The following is a 21,564-nucleotide window of genomic DNA, read 5'->3' as shown; positions in this document are numbered from 1 at the left end:
TCAGCCTTCCAGGGGCGGCACGGTGGCCGGGCCGGTGGGCCGCCGGCTGCCGGGACGCGACGGGCGCGGACCCGCCGCCGTCTCGCCACCGAAGGCCGCGCGGGCAATCTCGCCGATGCCGGCGAGCGAGGACAGCAGGGCCGTGCCCTCGTAGGGCACCAGCACCACCTTCTGGTTGGGCGCGGTGCCCATGGCCTCGAACGCCTTCACGTATTTCTCGGCAATGTAGTAGTTGAGCGCCACCGGATCGCCGGTCTCCACCGCGGCGGACAGCATCTGCGTGGCCTTGGCGTCGGCCTCGGCGAGGCGCTCGCGCGCCTCGGCGTCGCGGAAGGCAGCCTCGCGCCGGCCCTCGGCCTGGAGGATCTGGCCCTGCTTCTGGCCTTCGGCCTTGAGGATCTCGGACTGCCGCAGCCCCTCGGCCTCCAGCACCGCGGCCCGCTTCTCGCGCTCGGCCTTCATCTGCCGGGCCATGGCGTTCACGAGATCCGCGGGGGGCACGATGTCCTTGATCTCGATGCGGGTGATCTTCACCCCCCAGGGCGAGGCCGCCGCGTCCACGACACGCAGCAGGCGCTCGTTGATCTCGTCGCGGTGGGACAGCAGCTGGTCGAGGTCCATGGAGCCCATCACGGTGCGGATGTTGGTCATGGTCAGGGCCAGGATGGCGGCATCGAGCCGGGCCACCTCGTAGGACGCCCGCGCCGCGTCGAACACCTGGAAGAAGGCGACGCCGTCCACCGAGACGGTGGCGTTGTCCTTGGTGATGACCTCCTGGGTGGGAACGTCGAGCACCTGCTCCATCACGTTCACCTTGTTGCCGATGCGGTCGATGAACGGAACGATGAGATTGAGCCCCGGCTGGAGGGTCCTGGTGTAGCGGCGGAAGCGCTCCACCGTGAACTGGTAGCCCTGCGGCACCGTCTTCACCCCGGAGAAGACGACTGCCACCGCCAGCACGAGCAGGACAAGCACGAACAGGTTCGGACCGATCACCAGCATGAAGCGCCCTTTCCTCAAGCCCTCGAGGCCGGTTGCATATGGCCATGGGCCCTCCCGCGCGGCAAGGGATGCGGCGAGGCGGCGCGACGAAGGGAGGTGGCGACGCGGAACGGAAGGAGACCTGCGGGCCGCAGCCGATTCGGTCCCGTTGCGTTCACGCTGCGTGCCGGGCCGGGGCAAAGGCCGTGTCGGAACGGGACGGCAGGACCAAAGGCGGTCCGCGGCCCGGCCAGCGATTCGCGCGCCTTTCGTTCCCGATGGGTTCATCCGGCATGGGGCGCCGTCCCGGTTCGGGACGGTTCGCGCCTCAGTCCCGCACGACGGCGAAGCGCAGCAGCAGCGTGCGCTGGAGCATGCTGAAATTGTCATCGGAGACGATGGTCAGCAGGGTCTCGCCGGCGGCGTTGCGGGTCACCGCGAGCCCTTCCATGTTGTCGATTTCGTAGCCCGCGTCGAAGGTGCCGAGCACCTCTCCCGCCAGCCGCGCCCCCGGCTTCACGTCCGCGAGGTCGAAGCGGCGGATCTGCATCTTCACCCCGGTAAGGGGCGAATAGTGGCGCTCCAGCAGGAATAGCTCGCCGTCCGGGCCGGGCGCCAGGTCGGTGGCGTCGAATGGTCCGCTCTTCGCCACGGTGAAGGCGCCGGGCGATCGACCGCCGATGATGAATCCGGGCAGGTCCGCCGCCGGCGTCGCCCCTTCCTCGCCGATGGCGAGAAGCGCGCCCGCCAGCGGGCCGGAGGCAACATAGGCGAGGCTCTCCAGGCCGGCATTGCGGCGCAGGTCCCGGATGGCCGGCGCGGGTACCGGCGTGCCGCTGCGGCCCAGGGGATCGCGCGGGTAGCGCCAGATCTCGTTCACCCCTTCCATGCCGACATAGACGGCGTCGGGCGCGACGGCGAGCGATTCCACGTCGGCGCGGCCACGGGTGGCCTGCACCCGGCCCTGGGTATCGAGCAGGGCCGCAGCCTTCACATCGGACAGGCCGGTGGGACGGTCGCCCTCGGTATCGAGGTGGCCCGCCAGGAACAGGCCGGCATCGGTGATGGCGAGGAAGCTGTTGCCGTCCCCCAGCGTGAAGCCGGAAATGCCGCCGAAGCCCGGAAAATCAGAGGTGAGCACCAGCCCGCCGCGAAAATCGAGGGCGCCGGAACGGCTCGTGTCCTCGCCCGCCCGGAAGCTGGCGATGGGCCGGGCGGCGACCGTGATCGCGGCCGGCGTCGGCGGCAGGGCCAGGGGCTTGGCCAGCAGCCCGGAGGTCGTGACCGCGGCCACGCCGGCAAGGGCCAGCCCAGCAGCCGCGAATCCGAAGGCGAAGCGGGTGCGCCGCCTCAATGGAGACGGCCCCGGGGGGCGCCTTTCGGCTCGTCCTCGAACAGCTCGGCCAGCTTCTCGGTCATCACCCCGCCCAGCTCCTCGGCATCCACGATGGTGACGGCGCGGCGATAATAGCGCGTCACGTCATGGCCGATGCCGATGGCGATCAGTTCCACCGGCGAGCGGGTCTCGATCTCGGAGATGATGTGCCGCAGATGCCGCTCCAGATAGTTGCCGGCATTCACGGAGAGGGTGCTGTCGTCCACCGGCGCGCCGTCGGAGATCATCATCAGGATGCGCCGGGATTCGGTCCGGGCCAGCAGGCGCTTGTGGGCCCAGTCCAGCGCCTCGCCGTCGATATTCTCCTTCAGCAGCCCCTCGCGCATCATCAGGCCGAGATTGCGCCGCGCCCGCCGCCAGGGGGCGTCGGCCGATTTGTAGATGATGTGGCGCAGGTCGTTGAGGCGGCCGGGACCCGCCGGCTTGCCGGCGGCGAGCCAGCCCTCGCGGGACTGGCCGCCCTTCCACGCCTTGGTGGTGAAGCCCAGCACCTCCACCTTCACCCCGCAGCGCTCCAGCGTGCGGGCGAGGATGTCGGCACAGGTGGCGGCCACCGTGATGGGTCGGCCGCGCATGGAGCCGGAATTGTCGATGAGCAGCGTCACCACCGTGTCGCGGAAGTCGGTGTCGCGCTCGCGCTTGAAGGACAGCGCCGCGGTGGGGTCCATGATGACGCGCGTGAGCCGCGCGGGATCGAGCACGCCTTCCTCGAGGTCGAACTCCCAGGCCCGGTTCTGCTGGGCGAGCAGGCGGCGCTGCAGCCGGTTGGCGAGCCGCGCCACCACGCCCTGCAGATGGGCGAGCTGCTTGTCCAGGTATGACCGCAGCCGCGTCAGCTCCTCCGGGTCGCACAGGTCCTCGGCCAAGACCTCCTCGTCGAACTTCGAGGTGAAGGCATGATATTCCGGCCCGCGATTGTCGTGGGTCACGGGCGGGCGCGGCTGCCACGGCTCGGCCGGCTCCTCGCTGTCGCCGAGCTCGGTGCCGTCCGGTACCTCGGCGGGCGGGGCGGCGTCGCTCTCGGCGGCGCTGTCGGGCATGTCCTCCTCGGACATCTCGGCCTCGACCTCGGTGGCACCCTGCTGGCTGTCGTCCTCCTTGGCGTCGCCGCTCTCGCCGCCCTCCTCCTGCGAACCGCCCTCGCTGTCGGACTCCTCGGGCTCCTGCTCGGTGTCGAGGCCGCTTTCCTCGCCCATGTCGAGGGAGGCGAGGAGGTCGCGGGCGATCTCGCCGAAGCGCTTCTGGTTCTCGATGCTGTCGGAGAGGCGGGCAAGGTCGCCGGAGGCGCGGTCCTCGATATAGGTGCGCCAGAGGTCCACGATCTTGCGCGCGTCGGGCGGCGGTGGCTCGCCGGTGAGGCGCTCGCGCACCAGGAGGGCGATGGCGTCCTCGATGGGCGCCTCCGAACGCTCGGTGATGTCGGCGAAGCTGCCGCGGTGATAGCGGTCCTGAAGCATGGCCGCGAGGTTGCGCTTCACGCCCGGCATGCGGTTGCCGCCGATGGCCTCGACGCGGGCCTGCTCCACCGCCTCAAACACCGCGCGGGCGGTCTCGCCCTGGGGCAGCATCTTGCGATGGACCTTGGGGTCGTGGCACGCCCGGCGCAAAGCGAGGCTGTCCGCATGGCCGCGCACGATGGCGGCGTCCTGCAGGGTGAAGCGGCGGGGCGGCTCGGGCAGGCGCACCCGGTCGGGCGCCAGCGCCGGCCGCTCCGAGGCGAAGGTCACCTCGAACTCGGAGACGCCGGCAATGGCCTTGAAGCAGCCCGCCACCGCCCGTTTGAAGGGCTCGGCGGGGGCTTCCTTCGGCGCCTTTCCGGGGGTGCGGTTGGTCGGGGCCATGCTTGGGTCTCGTCTCGATGCGGGCGGGGGCCGGGACGCGCCCGGCCCGGAAGACTCAGGACAAGGCGACGTTGACGGTGCTCTCGGTCAGCTCCTGGCCGAAGCAGCGCTGGAAGAACTCGGCCACCAGCGGCCGCTCCAGCTCGTCGCACTTGTTGAGGAAGGTGACCCGGAGCGCGAAGGCGGTGTCGCGGAAGATGTCCGCATTCTCCGCCCAGGTGATCACCGTGCGCGGGCTCATGACGGTGGAGAGATCCCCATTCATGAAGGCCTGCCGGGTCAGGTCGGCGAGGCGCACCATGCGGTTCACCGTGTCGCGCCCCTCGGCGTTCTGGAAGTGCTTCGCCTTGGCGAGCACGATGTCCACTTCCTTGTCGTGGGCGAGATAGTTCAGCGTCGTCACGATGGACCAGCGGTCCATCTGCGCCTGGTTGATCTGCTGGGTGCCGTGATAGAGGCCGGTGGTATCGCCGAGGCCGATGGTGTTGGCGGTGGCGAACAGCCGGAAGGCGGGATGGGGGCGGATCACCCGGCTCTGGTCCAGCAGGGTGAGGCGGCCGGAGGATTCCAGCACCCGCTGGATCACGAACATCACGTCCGGGCGGCCGGCGTCATACTCGTCGAACACCAGGGCGACGTTGTTCTGGTAGGCCCAGGGCAGGATGCCGTCACGGAACTCGGTGACCTGCAACCCGTCCTTCACGACGATCGCATCCTTGCCGATGAGGTCGATGCGCGAGATGTGGCTGTCCAGGTTGATGCGCACGCACGGCCAGTTCAGCCGCGCCGCCACCTGCTCGATATGGGTGGACTTGCCGGTTCCATGGTATCCTGTAACCATCACCCGGCGGTTGCGGGCGAAGCCGGCGAGGATGGCGAGGGTGGTCGGCCGGTCGAACAGATAGTCCGGGTCGAGCTCCGGAACGTGGGGATCGGTCTCGGAGAAGGCCGGAACCTCCATGTCGATGTCGATGCCGAACGTCTGGCGAACCGACACCTTCATGTCCGGGGTCGGGGCAATGGTCTCCGTGACGCTCATAACTCCTCCGTCGACGCGCATCGCGCGCCTCTTCCCTGTGTTCGTTCCGGTGCGGGGGCCGTGAGGGCCCGCAGCCGCGTGAAGCCGGCCATCCTTCGGATCGGTCAGCAGAAACCTGCCTGCTTGAGGCTGTTGTAGGCCTGGATGACGCTGCGCAGCCGGTCCTCGGACGAGCGGTCGCCGCCATTGGCATCCGGGTGGTGCAGCTTCACCAGAGCCTTGTAGCGGGCCTTGATCTCGGCCGGCTCGGCGGACATCTCCAGACCCATCACCTCCAGCGCCCGGCGCTCGGTGGTGCGCACGATGCGTCCGTCCAGCTCCGGCCGGTCGGCGCGGAAGGCGCCGCCCATCTCGGCGGTGAAGCCGAAGGGATCGCGCATGCCGTCCGGATCGGGGGCGCCGTTGCGCCCGGAGCCGGGCTGGCCGTCGCCCTTCGCACCCATCTTCCAGGTGGGACGATGGCCGGTCAGCGCATCCTTCTGGTAAGCATAGACCGCATCGTCGGTCATGCCCGCGAAATAATTGTAGGACTGGTTGTAGGCCTTCACATGGTCCAGGCAGTAGTGCCAGTACTGGCCTTCCTGGTGCCGCCCCTTGGGCGCCTTGTGGGTTCCCTCCGCCGCGCAGCCCGGCCACTGGCAGCCCTGAAGGCTCCGGCGGGGCTGCCGGTCCTCCGCGGGCTTCACCCGGATGCGGTCGAAGAGGGGGGAATTCAGTTTCATGGCGTGGCGATTATGAGCGCCGTCCCGCGGCGCGGCAAGAAACGAGGTTCAAACGGAATGGATCTGACGGCAGGGCCGGGCAGCAACAGGGGTGTCACCCCGGGCGGCGGCTGAGCCGTGACGCCCCGCCCGTCCCACCGCCGGCACGGGGATTAGGTGGGCTGCGACAATGCACATATAATGCGCCCTCCGGCGGAGCGCCATCGCAGGCGCGACGCCTTCAAAAGGTTCTATTTCAGCCATTGGATTTTGCGATGTCCGAGACTTCCCTTTCCGCCATCCGCCAGACCCTCGAACAGGGCCTGAGCGCTTCGTTTCTCGAGCTGGAGGACGAAAGCCACAAGCATGCCGGCCACATGGGCGCGCGCCATGCGCATAAGGGCGCCGAGCACCGGGAGGATGGCGGAGTGACGCACCTTCGGGTGCGCGTCGTCGCCAGCGACTTCAGCGGCAAGAGCCGCATCGAGCGCCACCGCATCGTCAACGGCCTGCTCCAGGGCGAGATCGCCAAGGGCCTGCACGCCATCGCCATCGAGGCCAAGGCCCCGGGTGAATGACGCGCGGACGGCATCGGGACGCCCCCTGAATGAGTGATGCACGGGCCCACACGGACGAGGGCGCGCTGGTGCTCTTCTCCGGCGGGCAGGATTCGGCCACCTGCCTCGCCTATGCGCTGGAGCGCTTCGGGCGGGTGGAGACCCTCGGCTTCCATTACGGCCAGCGCCACGCGGTGGAGCTGGAGCGCCGCCCGGTGCTGCGCTCGGCCCTCGCGCGGCTCAACGGCGCGTGGGCCTCGCGCCTCGGCGAGGACCATGTGCTCGACATGCCGGTGCTCGGCCAGATCTCCGAAACCGCGCTCACCCGCGACGTGGCGGTGGAGATGGAGGCTGGCGGCCTGCCCAACACCTTCGTGCCGGGCCGCAACCTCGTCTTCCTCACCTTCGCCGCGGCGCTGGCCTATCGGCGGGGCCTGAGGCACATTGTCGGCGGCATGTGCGAGACCGACTTCTCCGGCTATCCGGACTGCCGCGACGACACGGTGAAGGCCATGCAGGTGGCGCTGAACCTCGGCATGGAGAAGCGCTTCGTCCTCCACACCCCGCTGATGTGGATCGACAAGGCCGAGACCTGGGGCCTCGCCGAACGGCTCGGGGGCACCGCCCTCGTGGACCTGATCGTGGAGGACACCCACACCTGCTACCTGGGCGAGCGCGGCACGCGCCACGCCTGGGGCTATGGCTGCGGCGAATGCCCCGCCTGCAAGTTGCGGGCGGACGGATTTGCACGCTACCGCGCCGGCCACGGCGTGGAAAGACGCGCAGCCGCCACCAAATAACCGCCACTTTGCGCTAGATTCGCAACAAGTCGCTCAACGATTCGAGATCAATCATGGCCGAACCCGTGCCTGCCGCGTCCCCCAACGATTACGGCGCCCAGTCCATCCAGGTCCTCAAGGGCCTCGATGCCGTGCGCAAGCGACCCGGCATGTATATCGGCGATACGGACGACGGCTCGGGCCTCCACCACATGGTCTACGAGGTGGTGGACAACGCCATCGACGAGGCGCTCGCCGGCTGGGCCAAGGAAGTCACCGTCACCCTCAATGCCGACGGTTCGGTGACGGTGACCGACGACGGGCGCGGCATCCCCACCGACATCCACAAGGAAGAGGGCGTCTCGGCGGCCGAGGTCATCATGACCCAGCTGCATGCGGGCGGAAAATTCAACCAGAACTCCTACAAGGTCTCCGGCGGCCTGCACGGGGTGGGTGTCTCGGTGGTGAACGCCCTGTCCACCACCCTCGACCTCGTGATCTGGCGCGACGGCAAGGAGCACTTCATGCGCTTCCGCAACGGCGACGCGGAGGCCCCCCTGAAGGTGGTGGGCGACGCCCCGCCCGGCAAGCGCGGCACCAAGGTGACCTTCACCCCGAGCCCCGAGACCTTCACCCGGATCGAGTTCGACTACGCCACGCTGGAGCACCGGCTGCGCGAGCTGGCCTTCCTGAATTCCGGCGTGCTCATCATCCTCACCGATGCCCGCGGCGCGGACGTGAAGCGCGAGGAGCTGCATTACGAAGGCGGCGTCGAGGCCTTCGTGAAGTATCTCGACCGCTCCAAGAGCGCCCTGATCCAGAAGCCGGTGGTGATCCGCGCCGAGAAGGACGGCATCACCGTGGAAGCCGCCCTGTCATGGAACGACGGGTATCACGAAAATATCCTGTGCTTCACCAACAACATTCCCCAGCGTGACCGCGGCACCCACTTCACCGGCTTCGCCGCCGCGCTGACCCGCCAGGTGATCGGCTATGCCAACACCTCCGGCATCGCCAAGAAGGAGAAGGTGGACCCCACCGGCGAGGATTGCCGCGAGGGCCTCACCGCCGTGCTCTCCGTGAAGGTGCCGGACCCCAAATTCTCGTCCCAGACCAAGGATAAGCTGGTCTCCTCCGAGGTCCGCCCGGTGGTGGAATCCCTGGTGGGCGAGGCGCTCAGCGTGTGGTTCGAGGAGAACCCGGCGGAGGCGAAATCGGTCATCGGCAAGGTGGTGGAGGCCGCCGCCGCCCGCGAGGCCGCCCGTAAGGCCCGCGACCTCACCCGGCGCAAGAACCCGCTGGATGTCGCCTCCCTGCCCGGCAAGCTCGCCGACTGCCAGGAACGCGACCCGGCCAAGTCCGAGATCTTCATTGTCGAGGGTGACTCGGCCGGCGGCTCCGCCAAGCAGGGCCGCGACCGGGCCTTCCAGGCGGTGCTGCCCCTGCGCGGCAAGATCCTGAACGTGGAGCGCGCGCGCTTCGACAAGATGCTGTCGTCCGAGCAGATCGGCACCCTGATCACCGCGCTCGGCACCGGCATCGGCCGCGACGATTTCGACCTCGCCAAGCTGCGCTACCACAAGATCATCATCATGACCGACGCCGACGTGGACGGCGCCCACATCCGCACCCTGCTGCTCACCTTCTTCTTCCGCCAGATGCCGGAGCTGGTGGACGCAGGCCACCTCTTCATCGCCCAGCCGCCGCTCTACAAGGTGACGCGCGGCAAGTCCGAGACCTACCTCAAGGACGAGAAGGCGCTGGAGGATTATCTGATCACCGCCGGGCTCGACGAGGCTTCCCTCCATCTCGCCACGGGCGAGGTGCGGGCCGGCTCGGACCTCGCCCATGTGGTGGAGGTGTCGCGCCAGATGCGCGCGGCACTGGGCGCCATGCATCCGCGCTACAACCGCGCCGTGGCCGAGCAGGCGGCGCTCGCCGGCGCGTTCGGCGCCGGGGCGCTGCAGGACGAGGCCGCCGGCATCGCCGCCGCCGCCGAGGTGGCGCTGAGGCTCGATGCGCTGGCCGACGACACCGAGCGGGGCTGGTCCGGCCTGTTCGACGACGCCGGCTACACCTTCACCCGCACCGTGCGCGGCGTCGCCGAAGTGGCCCGTCTCGACCACGCCTTCGTCGCCTCGCCCGAGGCGCGGCGGCTCGACCATCTGGCGCGGGACCTCGACGGCGTGTTCGCCGCCGCCTCCGTGCTGAAGCGCAAGGCCGACGAGCAGGTGCTGTTCGGCGCGGTGGACCTGTTCGACGCGGTCACCGATGCCGGCCGCAAGGGCCTCTCACTCCAGCGCTACAAAGGCCTCGGCGAGATGAACCCGGAGCAGCTCTGGGAAACGACGCTGGACAAGAACGCCCGCTCGCTCCTCCAGGTGCGGGTGAAGGAGGTGGACGCCGCCGACGACCTCTTCAACCGCCTCATGGGCGACACGGTGGAGCCGCGGCGCGAGTTCATCCAGGAAAACGCCCTGCGCGCCAGCGTGGACGTGTGAAGCGGCGCCCAATACGCCGGTAGAAGAGGAGGGCGCGGCATTCCCTTTGCCAGTCGCCCCCACGGCCCTCACGCTGCCTGCTGCTGTTCCAGAAGGTGGGCAAGGCCCTCGTCCCAGGGCGGCACCTGCCCGTAGAGCGCGGCGAGATGGTCGATGAACACCCGCACCTTCTGCGGCAGGAAGCGGCGCGAGGGATACACCGCGAATAGCCCCACCCGGTGCGAGGCCCGCCAGCGCGGCAGCACCACCCGAAGCGCGCCGGAACGCAGTTCCGGCCCCACGTCCCAGGTGGAGCGCAAGGCGATGCCCACCGAGGCCAGCACGGCCTCGCGCACCACCTCGTTGGAATTGGTGCGCAATTGGGAATGCACCCTGAGTGTCACCGGCCCGTCCGGCCCCTCCAGCCGCCAGGGGTCCTGCCCGTGGGTGGCGAGCAGCACATGGCCGGACAGTTCGGAAATGTGCCTCGGCTCGCCGACCCGCGCCAGATAGTCCGGCGTCGCGCACAGCACCCGGTGCACCGGGGCGAGGCGTCGGGCAACGAGGCTCGAATCGTCGAGGTCGGCGATGCGCACCGCCACGTCGAAGCCCTCGCCCACGATGTCCACGAAGGAATCCGACAGTTCAAGGTCGATGGTCAGGTCGGGATTGGCGTCGAGCAGCGGGCGCAGGTGGGGCGCGATATGCAGCCGCCCGAACGAGGTGGGCGCCGACACCCGCAGGAGCCCCCGCGCCTCCGACGACTTGCGGGCGAGCTGGCTCTCCGCCTCCTCGATGGAGGCGAGGATCGCCACCACCCGCTCGTAGAAGCCCTGCCCGGCCTCGGTGAGGGTCACCTTGCGGGTGGTCCGCTGGAACAGCCGCGCGCCGAGCCGCTCCTCCAGCCGCTGCACCCTTTTGGACACCACCGGCGGGGACAGGCCCATCTCCCGCCCGGCCGCCGACAGGCTGCCCGCGGTGACGATGCGCGCGAAGATTTCAAGATCGCCCAGATTGCCGATCATGCGCCGGCCCGCCTCCGCCCCGGCCTGACCGGCCGATTGTTTTGGATCGTGAGGACAACTTTATCTGCCACGGAAATAATCCGCGACGTTTTTTCCCAGTGAACCGATTATAGTTCCCTCTAAAGAGAACGGGCTCAAAGAGGGACCGCCACATGACGGGAACAGCTCCGGGCCTCAGGATGCCGGACGCAGACGCGCGGGTGCTTGCCCGCCGTAACGACATCATCGCCGACCTCAAGGCCATCGTCCCCGGCGAGGGCGTCATCGCCCATGAACGGGAGATGCGCCCTTACGAATCGGACGCGCTCACCGCCTACAGGCAACTGCCCCTCGTGGTGGTGCTGCCCTCCACCACCGCGCAGGTGGCGGCGGTGCTGAAATATTGCCACCACAACGAGATCCGCGTGGTGCCGCGCGGGGCGGGTACGTCGCTCTCCGGCGGTGCGCTGCCGCTCGAGGATGCGGTGCTGCTCGGCATGGGCAAATTCAACAAGATCCTGGAGATCGACACCCCCAACCGCTGCGCCGTGGTGCAGCCCGGGGTGACCAATCTCGGCATCTCCAAGGCGGTGGAGCATCTCGGCTTCTATTACGCGCCCGACCCCTCCTCCCAGATCGCCTGCACCATCGGCGGCAATGTGGGGGAGAATTCGGGCGGCGTGCACTGCCTGAAATACGGCCTCACCACCAACAATGTGCTGGGCGCCGAGCTGGTGCTCATCACCGGTGAGATCGTGCGCCTCGGCGGCAAGCACCTCGACGCCGGCGGGCTGGACCTGCTCTCCGTGGTCATCGGCTCGGAGGGGCTGCTGGGCGTGGTGACGGAAGTCACCGTGCGCCTGCTAAAGAAGCCGGACACCGCCCGCGCGGTGCTCGTGGGCTTCCCCACCTCGGAAGACGCCGGCGAATGCGTGGCCAGGATCATCGCCGCCGGCATCATCCCGGCCGGCATCGAGATGATGGACAAGGACGCCATCGCCGCCGCCGAGGCCTTCGTGCACGTGGGCTATCCCCTCGACGTGGAAGCCCTGCTCATCGTCGAGCTGGACGGGCCGGAAGCGGAATGCGCGCACCTGCTGGAAGAGGTGTCGCGCATCGCCCAGGGCTGCAACTCGGTCACCCTGCGGGTCTCCACCAGCGAGGCCGAGCGGCTCGGCTTCTGGGCCGGGCGCAAGGCCGCCTTCCCGGCAGTGGGACGCATCTCGCCCGATTATCTGTGCATGGACGGCACCATCCCGCGCCGCCAGCTGCCCTTCGTGCTGGCCCGCATGCGCGAGCTTTCGGTGCAATACGGCCTGCGGGTCGCCAATGTGTTCCATGCGGGCGATGGCAACCTGCACCCGCTCATCCTCTATGACGCGAACGCGCCGGGGGAGCTGCACGCGGCCGAGAGCTTCGGCGCCGACATCCTGCGCCTGTGCGTGGAGGTGGGCGGCGTGCTCACCGGCGAGCACGGGGTGGGGGTGGAGAAGCGCGACCTCATGGACACCATGTTCAACGAGGTGGACCTCGCCCAGCAGCAGCGCATGAAATGCGCGTTCGACGACAAGAGCCTGCTCAATCCCGGCAAGGTGTTCCCCACCCTCCACCGCTGCGCCGAGTTCGGCCGCATGCATGTGAGCGGCGGCGCCCTGCCCTTCCCGGACCTGCCGCGCTTCTAGAGCGCGTGCCCAACAGCCCAAGGCCCATCCGATGAGCGACATCATCGCAGCGCGCGACGACGGCGAGGTCGCGGACGCCGTCCGCTCCGCGCTTTCCGCCGGCAAGACGCTTGAGATCCGGGGGCACGGCTCCAAGCGCGCCGTCGGCCGCCCGAGCCAGACCGACCTCACCCTCGATCTGTCCGCCCTCACCGGCGTCACCCTCTACGAGCCGGAGGAGCTGGTGCTCTCGGCCCGCGCCGCCACTGCGCGCGCGGACATCGAGGACATGCTGGCGGCGAGCGGGCAGATGCTCGCCTTCGAGCCCATGGACCCCGCCCCCCTCCTCGGCAGCCCGGCCGGGGCCGGCACCCTCGGTGGCTTGTTCGCGGTCAATCTCTCAGGTCCCCGCCGCATCAGCCATGGCGCGGTGCGCGACCATGCGCTGGGCATCAAGGCGGTGTCCGGGCGCGGCGAGCCGTTCAAGTCCGGCGGCCGGGTGGTGAAGAACGTCACCGGCTACGACCTGCCGCGCCTCATGGCCGGCGCCTTCGGCACGCTCTGCATCGCCACCGAGATCACGCTGAAGGTGCTGCCCCGCCCGCCCATGGAAGAAACGCTGGTGGCCAAGGTCGCCTCGCCCGAGGCGGCGGCCGCCGCGCTGTCCGCCGCCATGGGCTCGTCCTGCGAGGTGTCCGGCGCCGCCTTCCTGCCCGAGGGCGTGGCCGGTCGCCTGCCGGGCCTGTCCGGATCGCCCGCCGTGGTGGCGCTGCGCCTCGAAGGCGTCGCGCCTTCGGTGACCGCGCGGCGAACCATGCTGCGCACCGTGCTCGCCCCCTTCGGCGCGGCGGATGTGCTGGAAACGGACGCCTCCCGCGCCCTGTGGCTGGCGGTGCGCGATGTGGCTCCCTTCTGCGGCCTCGGCGAGCGGGCGGTGTGGCGCATTTCCACCGAGCCCATGGCGGGGCCGGCTTTGGCCGCGCGCCTTGCGGCGGATCTCGGCGGCGAGGCCTTTTGCGACTGGGCCGGCGGGCTCATCTGGCTGTGCCTGCCCGGCGAGAGCGCCCACGCGGACGCGGTGCGCACAGCCCTCGCCCCCCATGGCGGCCATGCAACCCTGATCCGCGCCACCGCCGCCGAACGTGCCCGCACCGCGGTGTTCCAGCCCCTCGACGCGGCGCTGGCGGCCCTGACCAAGCGGGTCAAGGAAAGCTTCGATCCCGGCCTGGTGCTCAATCCCGGCCGCATGCATGCGGGGATGTGAGATGGAAAGCCATCCCCGTTCCTTCCGTTCCCTGCCTCCTTTTCACGGCTGAGCGCCCATGCAGACCCATTTCTCCCTCGCCCAGCTCGCCGATCCGCATGTGGCGGAAGCGGAAAAGATCCTGCGCACCTGCGTGCATTGCGGCTTCTGCACCGCCACCTGCCCCACCTATGTGCTGCTCGGCGACGAGCTGGATTCCCCGCGCGGGCGCATCTATCTCATCAAGGACATGCTGGAGAACGACCGGCCGGCGACCGAGCAGGAGGTCAAGCATATCGACCGCTGCCTCTCCTGCCTGTCCTGCATGACCACCTGCCCCTCGGGCGTGAACTACATGCACCTGGTGGACCAAGCCCGCGTCCATATCGAGAAGACCTATGTCCGGCCGCCCCGCGACCGGCTGATGCGGGCCATGCTCGCCAGGGTGCTGCCCTATCCGGACCGCTTCCGCCTCGCCCTCATGGGCGCCATGGTGGGCAAGCCGTTCGCCCCCTTGCTCGCCAAGATCCCCGGCCTGAAGCCGCTCGCCGCCATGCTCCGGCTGTCGCCCGGAATGCCCAATGGCCGCGCCCCGCACGAGGCTCCGGGCACCTTCCCGGCCCAGGGCCAGCGGCGGGCGCGGGTGGCACTGCTGCGCGGCTGCGCCCAGCCGGTGCTGCGGCCGGAAATCGACGATGCCGCCATCCGCCTGCTCACCCGGCTCGGGGTCGAGGTGGTGCGGGTTGCGGGCGAGGGCTGCTGCGGCGCGCTGGTCCACCACATGGGACGGGAGGAGGAGGCCCACGCCTTCGCCCGCAACAATGTGGACGCCTGGACCCGCGAGATGGACGGGCCGGGGCTCGACGCCATCCTCGTCACCACCTCCGGCTGCGGCACGCCCATCAAGGATTACGGCCACATGCTGCGGCTCGATCCCGCCTACAAGGACAAGGCGGCGCGGGTGTCCGCCATCACCCGCGACATCAGCGAGTTCCTGTTCGGCCTCGGCCTGCCGAAGGCGCCGGCGCCGCTGGGCCGGAAGGTGGCCTATCATTCCGCCTGCTCGCTCCAGCACGGGCAGAAGGTGAAGGGGCCGCCGGTGGAGCTGCTGCGCGCGGTGGGCTTCGAGGTGGCCGAGCCGTTCGACCCGCATTTGTGCTGCGGCTCGGCGGGCACCTACAACATGCTCCAGAGCGAGATCGCCGATCAGCTCAAGGCCAAGAAGGTGGGAACGCTGGAGGCGCTCTCCCCCGACATCATCGCCGCCGGCAACATCGGCTGCATGGCGCAGATCGGCTCCGGAACCGGGGTGCCGGTGGCGCACACGGTGGAGCTGCTCGACTGGGCCATGGGCGGCCCGGCCCCGGCGGGGTTTTCCGGAACCGCCAAGGCGGCGTGAGACCGCGGCGTGAGACCAACGGCTCCCCGAGAAGGACCAAGGATGGCCAAGCCCTTCGACCTCACCCTCTATCTCGTCACCGATCCGCGCCTGGTCGCCGCACGCGGCCTGCTGGCGACGGTGGAGGCGGCGGTGAAGGGCGGCGCCACCATCGTCCAGCTGCGCGATCCCGATGCCCACGGCCGGGCGCTGGTGGAGCAGGCGCGGGCGCTCAAGGCGCTGCTGGCGCCGCTCGGCATCCCGCTCATCATCAATGACCGGGTGGACGTGGCGGTGGCGGCGGACGCGGATGGGGTGCACCTGGGCCAGGACGACATGACCCCCGCCGATGCGCGCGCCGTGCTGGGGCCGGAGCGCATCCTCGGCCTGTCGGTGGGCAACCCATTGGAATATGGGGCGTCTGACCTTGGCGGCGTGGATTATCTCGGCGTCGGCCCGGTGAAGGCCACCGGTACCAAGGCCGATGCGGGCGGCGCCATCGGCGCGGCCGGTGTTGCCGCCGTGCGGGCGCTGACGCGCCTGCCCATGGTCGGCATCGGCGGAATCGGCACCACAGACGTCGCTGACGTGATCCGCGCCGGCGCGGACGGGGTGGCGGTGGTCTCCGCCATCTGCGCCGCAGGCGATCCGGAGCAGGCCGCCCGGGCGCTGAAGGCAGCGGTGACCACCGCCCGCTGAGCGCTCCCCGACCTCGGCCGCTACGCGTCAGGCGCCCGGCCCTTCGCTTTCGACCGGGGCCGCGCGGACTTCACACCGGCCGGCGATCCTCGATGGTCTTGGCGTCCGCCGGCAGCGTGCCCGGAGCCAGCAGCGCCACGCGGCCGCGCAGCTTGGTGGCGGCGCGCAGATCGTCGAGCAGCGCGGCTTCGGAAAGTTCGCCGACATCGGCGACTTCCACTTCAAGCAGCATGTCGTCGGCATCGCCGATGCGGTCCACCACGAGACGGGCCTTCGCCACCGCCGGATGCTTCTTCACCGCCGCGGTCACCTGCACCGGGTGCACGAACATGCCGCGGATCTTGGTCACCTGGTCGGCCCGGCCCATCCAGCCCTTCAGGCGGACGTTGGTGCGCCCGCACGGGCTCATCCCCGGCAGCACCGCCGAAAGGTCGCCGGTGGCGAAACGCACCAGGGGATAATCGGGCTCGAACAGGGTGACGACCACCTCGCCCACCTCGCCTTCCGCCTCCACCGGATCGCCGGTGCCGGGGCGCAGGATCTCCACGAGGCAGCCCTCGTCCACGATCATGCCCTCCTCCGCCTCGCTCTCATAGGCCACGAGGCCGAGGTCGGCCGTGCCGTAGCACTGGCGGGCGGCGATGCCGGCGGCCTTCAGCTCGGCGCGATGGGGCGGCAGGAAGGCTTCCCCGGTCACCAGCGCCTTTTTCAGGGAAGAGATGTCGGTGCCGGACTCGCGCGCCTTGTCCACCAGGATCTTCAGGAAGGACGGGGTGCCGCCATAGCCCTGGGGGCGGATGTCGGCGATGGCGCGCAATTGCAGGTCGGTCTGGCCGACCCCCGCCGGCACCACCGCGCAGCCGAGCGCATGGGCGCCGCTCTCGATCATCGAGCCGGCGGGGGTGAGGTGATAGGAGAAGCAGTTGTGGACGATGTCCCCGGCCCGGAAGCCGGCCGCGAACAGGCCGCGCGCGAAGCGCCAGAAATCGGCGCCGTGGCCCTCCGGATCATAGATCGGCCCCGGCGACATGAAGATGCGGGCGAGCTTGCCCGGCGGCGTCGCATTGAGCCCGCCGAAGGGGAGGTTCCTCGGCTGGATCTCGAGCAGGTCCGACTTGCGGGTGACCGGCAGCTGCGCCAGTGCCGCGCGGGTGTTCACCGCCTCAGGGTCCACATCCTTGAAGAGCGCGGCGAAATAGGGCGCCTTCGCCTTGGCGTGGGCGACCTGGGCGGCCAGCGCGGCCATCAGCGCGGTCTCGCGGGCGGCGGGATCGCGGGTCTCGCAGGCATCGTAATGGCGGTTCGGATCGGTCATGCTCTGAACTGGCCCCTCTGCGGCACCTTCATGGCCATAGCTGCCGTCATGCCCGCCTTGTGCCGGGCATCCACACCAACCCGCCCGCGCGATGTCGGTGCGCTGCGCCCCGCCGCCGGGCGTGGATGGCCGGGACGAGCCCGGCCATGACGGTCCCAAATATTGCTGTATTGCCTTTTATCCGGTCCTGTCAGCCTCACAGCCACCGTTTCCTGCGCTTGAAGCTCTTCAGGTTCTTGAAGGACTTGCGCTCCTCCCCGCCGCCCTGGCCGAGATAGAATTCCTTCACGTCCTCGTTGGACTGGAGCATCTCGGCAGTGCCGTCGAGCACGATCTTGCCCTGCTCCATGATGTAGCCGTAGTCCGCCACCGAGAGCGCCACCCGCGCATTCTGCTCCACCAGCAGGATGGTGACGCCCAGCTCCTGATTGAGCTTCTTGATGATGGCGAACACCTCCTTCACCAGCAGCGGCGACAGGCCCATGGAGGGCTCGTCCATCAGGATGAGCTTGGGGCGGGCCATCATGGCGCGGCCGATGGCCAGCATCTGCTGCTCGCCGCCGGAGAGATAGCCGGCAAGGCCGGTGCGCTCCCTGAGGCGCGGGAAGAAGGAATAGACGCGCTCGATGTCGCTCTTCACCTCATTGTCGCGCCGGGTGAAGGCCCCGAGGCGCAGGTTTTCCAGCACGGTCATGTCGGCGACGATCTTGCGCCCCTCCATCACCTGGAAGATGCCGCGCCGGACGATCTTGTCCGGCTCGATGCCGTTGATCTTCTCGCCGAGGAAGGTGACGTCGCCGCGGGTGATCTCGCCGTCCTCGGTCTTCAGCAGGCCGGAGATGGCTTTGAGCGTGGTGGACTTGCCGGCGCCGTTGGAGCCGAGCAGGGCCACGATCTGACCCTTCGGGACCTTCAGCGACAGCCCGCGCAGGACGAGGATGACATCGTTGTAGACCACCTCGATATTGTCCACCGACAACAGCGGCGGGGCGGTCTCGGCGGCGGGTTCGAACTTCAGTGCGGCCTCTGCCATGGCGGTCTCCGGTTCCGGTGCATCCCCCTCTCCCGCGTGCGGGAGAGGGCTTTTGAGCGCCCCGCTCGGCAGCGGCGCGGGTCGTCCGAAAGGCTCACCAGCCCTGCAGCTCGGTCTTGCGGGGCAGGTCGATGGTGGCGACCTTCTCCAGCTTGATGGCCCCGCTCTTCACCAGGTCCGCCACCGAGGCGTCGGTGGGGCCGCTCACCACCGAGCGGTAGAGGTCCACGCGGGTGGTGGGGCGGTGGTCGGCGGCGGTCCAGCTGGAGGGATTGCACACGCCCTCGGTGCCCTTCGGCACCCAGTCCTTCTTCTGGTACATGCCGTCGCGGATCTTCACGCCGGTCACGCCGCCATTCTTGTCCGCCCACTCCATGGCCTCCTTCATGTAGAGGGCGGTGCAGACGGCGGCGAGATAGTGCACCGGGCGATAGGCGGTGCCGGAGGGATCGGACATCTTGGAAACGTCCTTCAGCGTCGCCATGCCGGGCGCGTTGCCGCCCCAGGTGATGGCGGTGCGCACCGGGAACACGACGCCGTTCGCCGCCTCGCCGGCCGCCTTCATGGCGTTTTCGTCCATGCCCCAGACGTTGCCGAGGAACTGCACGTCCACGCCCGCCGTCTTGCAGGCCTTCAGCACCGAGATGTTGGAGCCCGCGGTGTTGCCGAGATAGGCGTAGTTGGCCCCCGACTGCTTCAGGGTCAGGCACTGGGGCGTGTAGTCACCCGGCGTGAGGGCGAAGGTGATGGGATCCAGCACCTCGAAGCCCAGCTCCTTGGCATAGGCTTCCGCCGCCGCCTTGGGCGAGTTGGGATAGGGGTGGTTGGCGCCCATGTGCACCCACTTGGGCTTGCCGGGCTTGCCCTTGGCCTTCCAGTCGTCGGCCGCCCACTGCACCATGGCGCGGGCCGAGTCCGAATAGGACGGCCCATAGAAGAAATTGAACGGCGCGGCGCGCTCGCTCTTCTCGTTCACCTTGCCCTTGGGGTCGGTGAGCGAGGCGGAATAGGAGGCTGAGAAATAAGGGATTTCCTCCTTGGTCACCATGCCGACGAGGGCTTCCGTGTCCGCCGTGCCCCAGCCCTGGATGGCCACCACCTTGTTGGTGCCCACCCATTTCTTGAACGCGGCCAGCGCCCGCGGCACCTGATAGCCGTATTCGTTGAAGTCGGAGTCGATCTTCTTGCCGTTGACGCCGCCATTGGCGTTGATCCAGGCAATGGCGTCCTGGATGCCCTGGCCGTAGGGCTGGCCCACGTCCGAGGTGCCTCCCGAATAATCCGCGAGATGGCCGATATTGATGGACTGGGCCAGCGCCGGCGTGGCGGCGGCGAGGGCCAGCGCCGAGACGAGCGAAAGGGCGATCTTCTTCATCAGTGTCTCCTTGGTTTCCTCGAAAAGCCGGACGGTCTGTGCCGCCTTGGCTTGCGGTCATATCAATACGAGAAGGGGTAGAGCTTCCAGTAGGCCTTGATCAGGCGCCAGCGGTGGGCAAGGCCGTCCGGCTCGAAGATCAGGAACAGGATGATGGTAAGGCCGATCAGCATCTCGCGCATGTAGGTGATGCCGTCCTTCAGGTGCAGCACCTGGTCGATGACGCTGCCCGACAGCGCCGAGGCGAGCCAGCCGGTGGCCTCGGGCAGCAGCACCATGAAGATGGTGCCCATGAGCGAGCCCATGATGGAGCCGAGACCGCCGATGATGATCATGCCGAGGAACTGGATGGAGAACAGGATATCCAGCCCCTCCACCGACATGAAGCCCACATAATGCGCGTAGAGCGCCCCGCCGATGCCGGCATAGAAGGACGAGATGCCGAACGCCATGGTGCGGTACTTGGTGAGGTTCACGCCCATCATCTCGGCGGAGAGATAATGGTCGCGCACCGCGATCAGGGCCCGCCCGTCGCGCGAGCGCATGAGGTTGGCGGCGCCCAGATACATGACCACCACGAAGAACAGCACCACGTAGAAGTATTTGTCGTCGCCGGACAGGTCATGGCCAAACAGGGTGAAGGGCGCGGCCATGGCGCCGTGGGTGCCGCCGGTGAACCATTCCGCCCGCACGAAGAAGTCCTGCAGGATGAACTGGGCGGCGAGCGTGGCGATGGCGAGGTACAGCCCCTTCACCCGCGCCGCCGGCAGGCCGAAGAGGAGACCCACCGCCGTGGTCCACAGCCCCGCCAGCACGATGGCCAGCGGCACCGGCACGCCCTTGTCGGCGAGGAAGGCCGAGGCGAAGCCGCCGAAGCCGAAGAACACCGCGTGGCCGATGGAGATCTGCCCCGAGAAGCCCACGAGGATGTTCAGCCCCAGCGCGGCGATGCCGAGATAGCCGATCTGGATCAGCAGGCTCAGCACGTAGCGCGAGAAGAAGAACGGTGCGAAGCACAGGGCCACCACCGCGATGACACAGAAGATCAGGGTCAGCCGCGTGGCGAAGATGGTCTGGTCGGCCCGGTAGCTGGTGCGGTAGTCGCCGCACGGGCGCATGGTGTCGATGGCCATAAGATCAGACCCTCTCGATGTCGCGGGTGCCGAACAGCCCGTAGGGCTTGATCATCAGGATGATGATGAGGGCGTAGAAGGGGATGATCTCGTAGAGGTTGCCCCACTTGAGATACTGGCTGTCCACATATTGCCCGAGGTTTTCGAGCAGGCCCACGATGAGCCCGCCCACCACCGCGCCGAACACGCTGTCGAGGCCGCCGAGGATCACCGCCGGGAACACCTTGATGCCGAAATAGGAGAGCGCCGAGGACACCCCGTTCACGATGCCCACCACCACGCCGGCCACCGCCGAGACCGCCGCCGAGATGCCCCAGGACAAGGCGAACACCTGGCGCACCGAGATGCCCAGCGATTGCGCCACCTGCTGCGAGAAGGCCGTGGCGCGCATGGCGAGGCCGAGGCGCGAATACTTAAAGAACCAGGCAAACCCGGCCATGATGGCGAGGCTGACCCCGGTGGACATGAGATAGGCGGTCTGCACCTGCAGGCCGAGGATGTTCACCTTGTCCACGCTGAAGATGGGCGGGAACGGCTGGGCGAAGGTGCCGAACATCCACTTCATCAGCGCCTGGAAGAAGATCGACATGCCGATGGTGACCATGATCACCGAGATGATCGGCTCGCCGATGAGCGGCCGCAGCACCACCATCTGCACCGCGATGCCGAACACCATCATGAAGCACACAGCGATGAGGAAGCCCCAGAAGAAGGGGATGTTCCACGCGGTGAGCAGCCACCAGCAGGTCCAGGCGCCGATGAGCAGGAACTCGCCCTGGGCGAAGTTCACCACCTGCGAGGCCTTGTAGATGAGCACGAAGCACATGCCCACCACGCCATAGAGCGTGCCGATGATGAGCCCGTTGATGATGAGCTGGAGAAGGAGCTGGGATTGCATCAGAGGCTCCCGTCAAAAGCCCTCTCCCGCTTGCGGGGGAGGGTTGGGAGG

At 68.6% G+C, this 21,564-nt stretch carries 18 protein-coding genes; 7 read left to right on the top strand and 11 right to left on the bottom strand.

Annotated features, from left to right (window positions below; genetic code table 11):
- The 5 genes from K9U40_RS10600 to K9U40_RS10580 all read right to left on the bottom strand — a co-directional run bounded on the left by K9U40_RS10600 (nt 1) and on the right by K9U40_RS10580 (nt 5,979).
- Nucleotides 1-1,002 (bottom strand): SPFH domain-containing protein, encoded by a 1,002-nt coding sequence (locus tag K9U40_RS10600; protein ID WP_414114898.1) that lies wholly within the window; start codon nt 1,000-1,002, stop codon nt 1-3.
- Between the two features lie 307 nt (nt 1,003-1,309).
- Nucleotides 1,310-2,335, bottom strand: coding sequence for an esterase-like activity of phytase family protein (locus K9U40_RS10595; RefSeq protein WP_282890162.1), 1,026 nt, complete (start codon nt 2,333-2,335; stop codon nt 1,310-1,312).
- Entirely contained in the window at nt 2,332-4,218 is a 1,887-nt protein-coding gene (gene cobT / locus K9U40_RS10590; protein WP_282890161.1) for a cobaltochelatase subunit CobT, read from the bottom strand. The genes K9U40_RS10595 and cobT overlap by 4 nt, the downstream gene beginning before the upstream one ends.
- A gap of 55 nt (nt 4,219-4,273) precedes the next feature.
- Nucleotides 4,274-5,257 carry a cobaltochelatase subunit CobS gene (gene cobS, locus K9U40_RS10585; RefSeq protein WP_282890160.1) on the bottom strand — a complete coding sequence of 328 codons (984 nt, stop codon included), beginning with the start codon at nt 5,255-5,257 and terminating at the stop codon, nt 4,274-4,276.
- 104 nt (nt 5,258-5,361) lie between these two features.
- Nucleotides 5,362-5,979: a J domain-containing protein gene (locus tag K9U40_RS10580; RefSeq protein ID WP_282890159.1), complete on the bottom strand. Its 618-nt coding sequence runs from the start codon at nt 5,977-5,979 to the stop codon at nt 5,362-5,364.
- A gap of 254 nt (nt 5,980-6,233) precedes the next feature.
- Between K9U40_RS10580 and K9U40_RS10575 the strand changes: the two genes are divergently transcribed.
- Genes K9U40_RS10575 through gyrB form a run of 3 tightly spaced genes read left to right on the top strand, consistent with a single transcriptional unit; the run spans nt 6,234 to nt 9,795 of the window.
- Nucleotides 6,234-6,536, top strand: coding sequence for a BolA family protein (locus K9U40_RS10575; RefSeq protein WP_282890158.1), 303 nt, complete (start codon nt 6,234-6,236; stop codon nt 6,534-6,536).
- A gap of 29 nt (nt 6,537-6,565) precedes the next feature.
- Entirely contained in the window at nt 6,566-7,315 is a 750-nt protein-coding gene (gene queC / locus K9U40_RS10570) for a 7-cyano-7-deazaguanine synthase QueC (protein WP_282890157.1), read from the top strand.
- Between the two features lie 53 nt (nt 7,316-7,368).
- Nucleotides 7,369-9,795, top strand: a complete 2,427-nt coding sequence (gene gyrB, locus K9U40_RS10565) for a DNA topoisomerase (ATP-hydrolyzing) subunit B (RefSeq protein ID WP_282890156.1) — start codon at nt 7,369-7,371, stop codon at nt 9,793-9,795.
- A gap of 68 nt (nt 9,796-9,863) precedes the next feature.
- Here the strand turns inward: gyrB and K9U40_RS10560 are convergent, their stop codons facing one another.
- Complete coding sequence (locus K9U40_RS10560; protein ID WP_282890155.1) at nt 9,864-10,799, bottom strand: LysR family transcriptional regulator; 936 nt, start codon at nt 10,797-10,799, stop codon at nt 9,864-9,866.
- Nucleotides 10,800-10,951: 152 nt separating this feature from the next.
- Between K9U40_RS10560 and K9U40_RS10555 the strand changes: the two genes are divergently transcribed.
- The 4 genes from K9U40_RS10555 to thiE are packed head-to-tail and all read left to right on the top strand — an operon-like array spanning nt 10,952 to nt 15,759.
- The gene (locus K9U40_RS10555; RefSeq protein ID WP_282890154.1) at nt 10,952-12,460 is read left to right on the top strand and encodes an FAD-linked oxidase C-terminal domain-containing protein; all 1,509 of its coding nucleotides are present in this window, start codon (nt 10,952-10,954) and stop codon (nt 12,458-12,460) included.
- 31 nt (nt 12,461-12,491) lie between these two features.
- On the top strand, nt 12,492-13,703 hold the full coding sequence (gene glcE, locus K9U40_RS10550; RefSeq protein ID WP_282890153.1) for a glycolate oxidase subunit GlcE: 1,212 nt from the start codon (nt 12,492-12,494) through the stop codon (nt 13,701-13,703).
- A gap of 58 nt (nt 13,704-13,761) precedes the next feature.
- Nucleotides 13,762-15,081 (top strand): glycolate oxidase subunit GlcF, encoded by a 1,320-nt coding sequence (gene glcF, locus K9U40_RS10545; RefSeq protein WP_282890152.1) that lies wholly within the window; start codon nt 13,762-13,764, stop codon nt 15,079-15,081.
- A gap of 42 nt (nt 15,082-15,123) precedes the next feature.
- Nucleotides 15,124-15,759 carry a thiamine phosphate synthase gene (gene thiE / locus K9U40_RS10540; RefSeq protein WP_282890151.1) on the top strand — a complete coding sequence of 212 codons (636 nt, stop codon included), beginning with the start codon at nt 15,124-15,126 and terminating at the stop codon, nt 15,757-15,759.
- Nucleotides 15,760-15,829: 70 nt separating this feature from the next.
- Here the strand turns inward: thiE and K9U40_RS10535 are convergent, their stop codons facing one another.
- From K9U40_RS10535 to K9U40_RS10515, 5 genes are all read right to left on the bottom strand, one after another.
- Nucleotides 15,830-17,074, bottom strand: a complete 1,245-nt coding sequence (locus tag K9U40_RS10535) for a phenylacetate--CoA ligase family protein (protein ID WP_282890150.1) — start codon at nt 17,072-17,074, stop codon at nt 15,830-15,832.
- A gap of 196 nt (nt 17,075-17,270) precedes the next feature.
- Nucleotides 17,271-18,107 (bottom strand): ABC transporter ATP-binding protein, encoded by an 837-nt coding sequence (locus K9U40_RS10530; RefSeq protein ID WP_282890149.1) that lies wholly within the window; start codon nt 18,105-18,107, stop codon nt 17,271-17,273.
- A 94-nt stretch (nt 18,108-18,201) separates the two neighbouring features.
- Nucleotides 18,202-19,482, bottom strand: coding sequence for an ABC transporter substrate-binding protein (locus K9U40_RS10525; RefSeq protein ID WP_282890148.1), 1,281 nt, complete (start codon nt 19,480-19,482; stop codon nt 18,202-18,204).
- A gap of 62 nt (nt 19,483-19,544) precedes the next feature.
- Nucleotides 19,545-20,615, bottom strand: coding sequence for a branched-chain amino acid ABC transporter permease (locus K9U40_RS10520; protein WP_282890147.1), 1,071 nt, complete (start codon nt 20,613-20,615; stop codon nt 19,545-19,547).
- 4 nt (nt 20,616-20,619) lie between these two features.
- A complete protein-coding gene (locus K9U40_RS10515) occupies nt 20,620-21,513 on the bottom strand; it encodes a branched-chain amino acid ABC transporter permease (RefSeq protein WP_282890146.1) in 894 nt (297 codons plus the stop codon).
- Nucleotides 21,514-21,564: the final 51 nt, after the last annotated feature.

Source organism: Xanthobacter autotrophicus (genome assembly GCF_030015065.1).
GTDB lineage: Bacteria > Pseudomonadota > Alphaproteobacteria > Rhizobiales > Xanthobacteraceae > Xanthobacter > Xanthobacter autotrophicus_D.
This window is presented reverse-complemented; position numbering and strand designations above follow the sequence as displayed.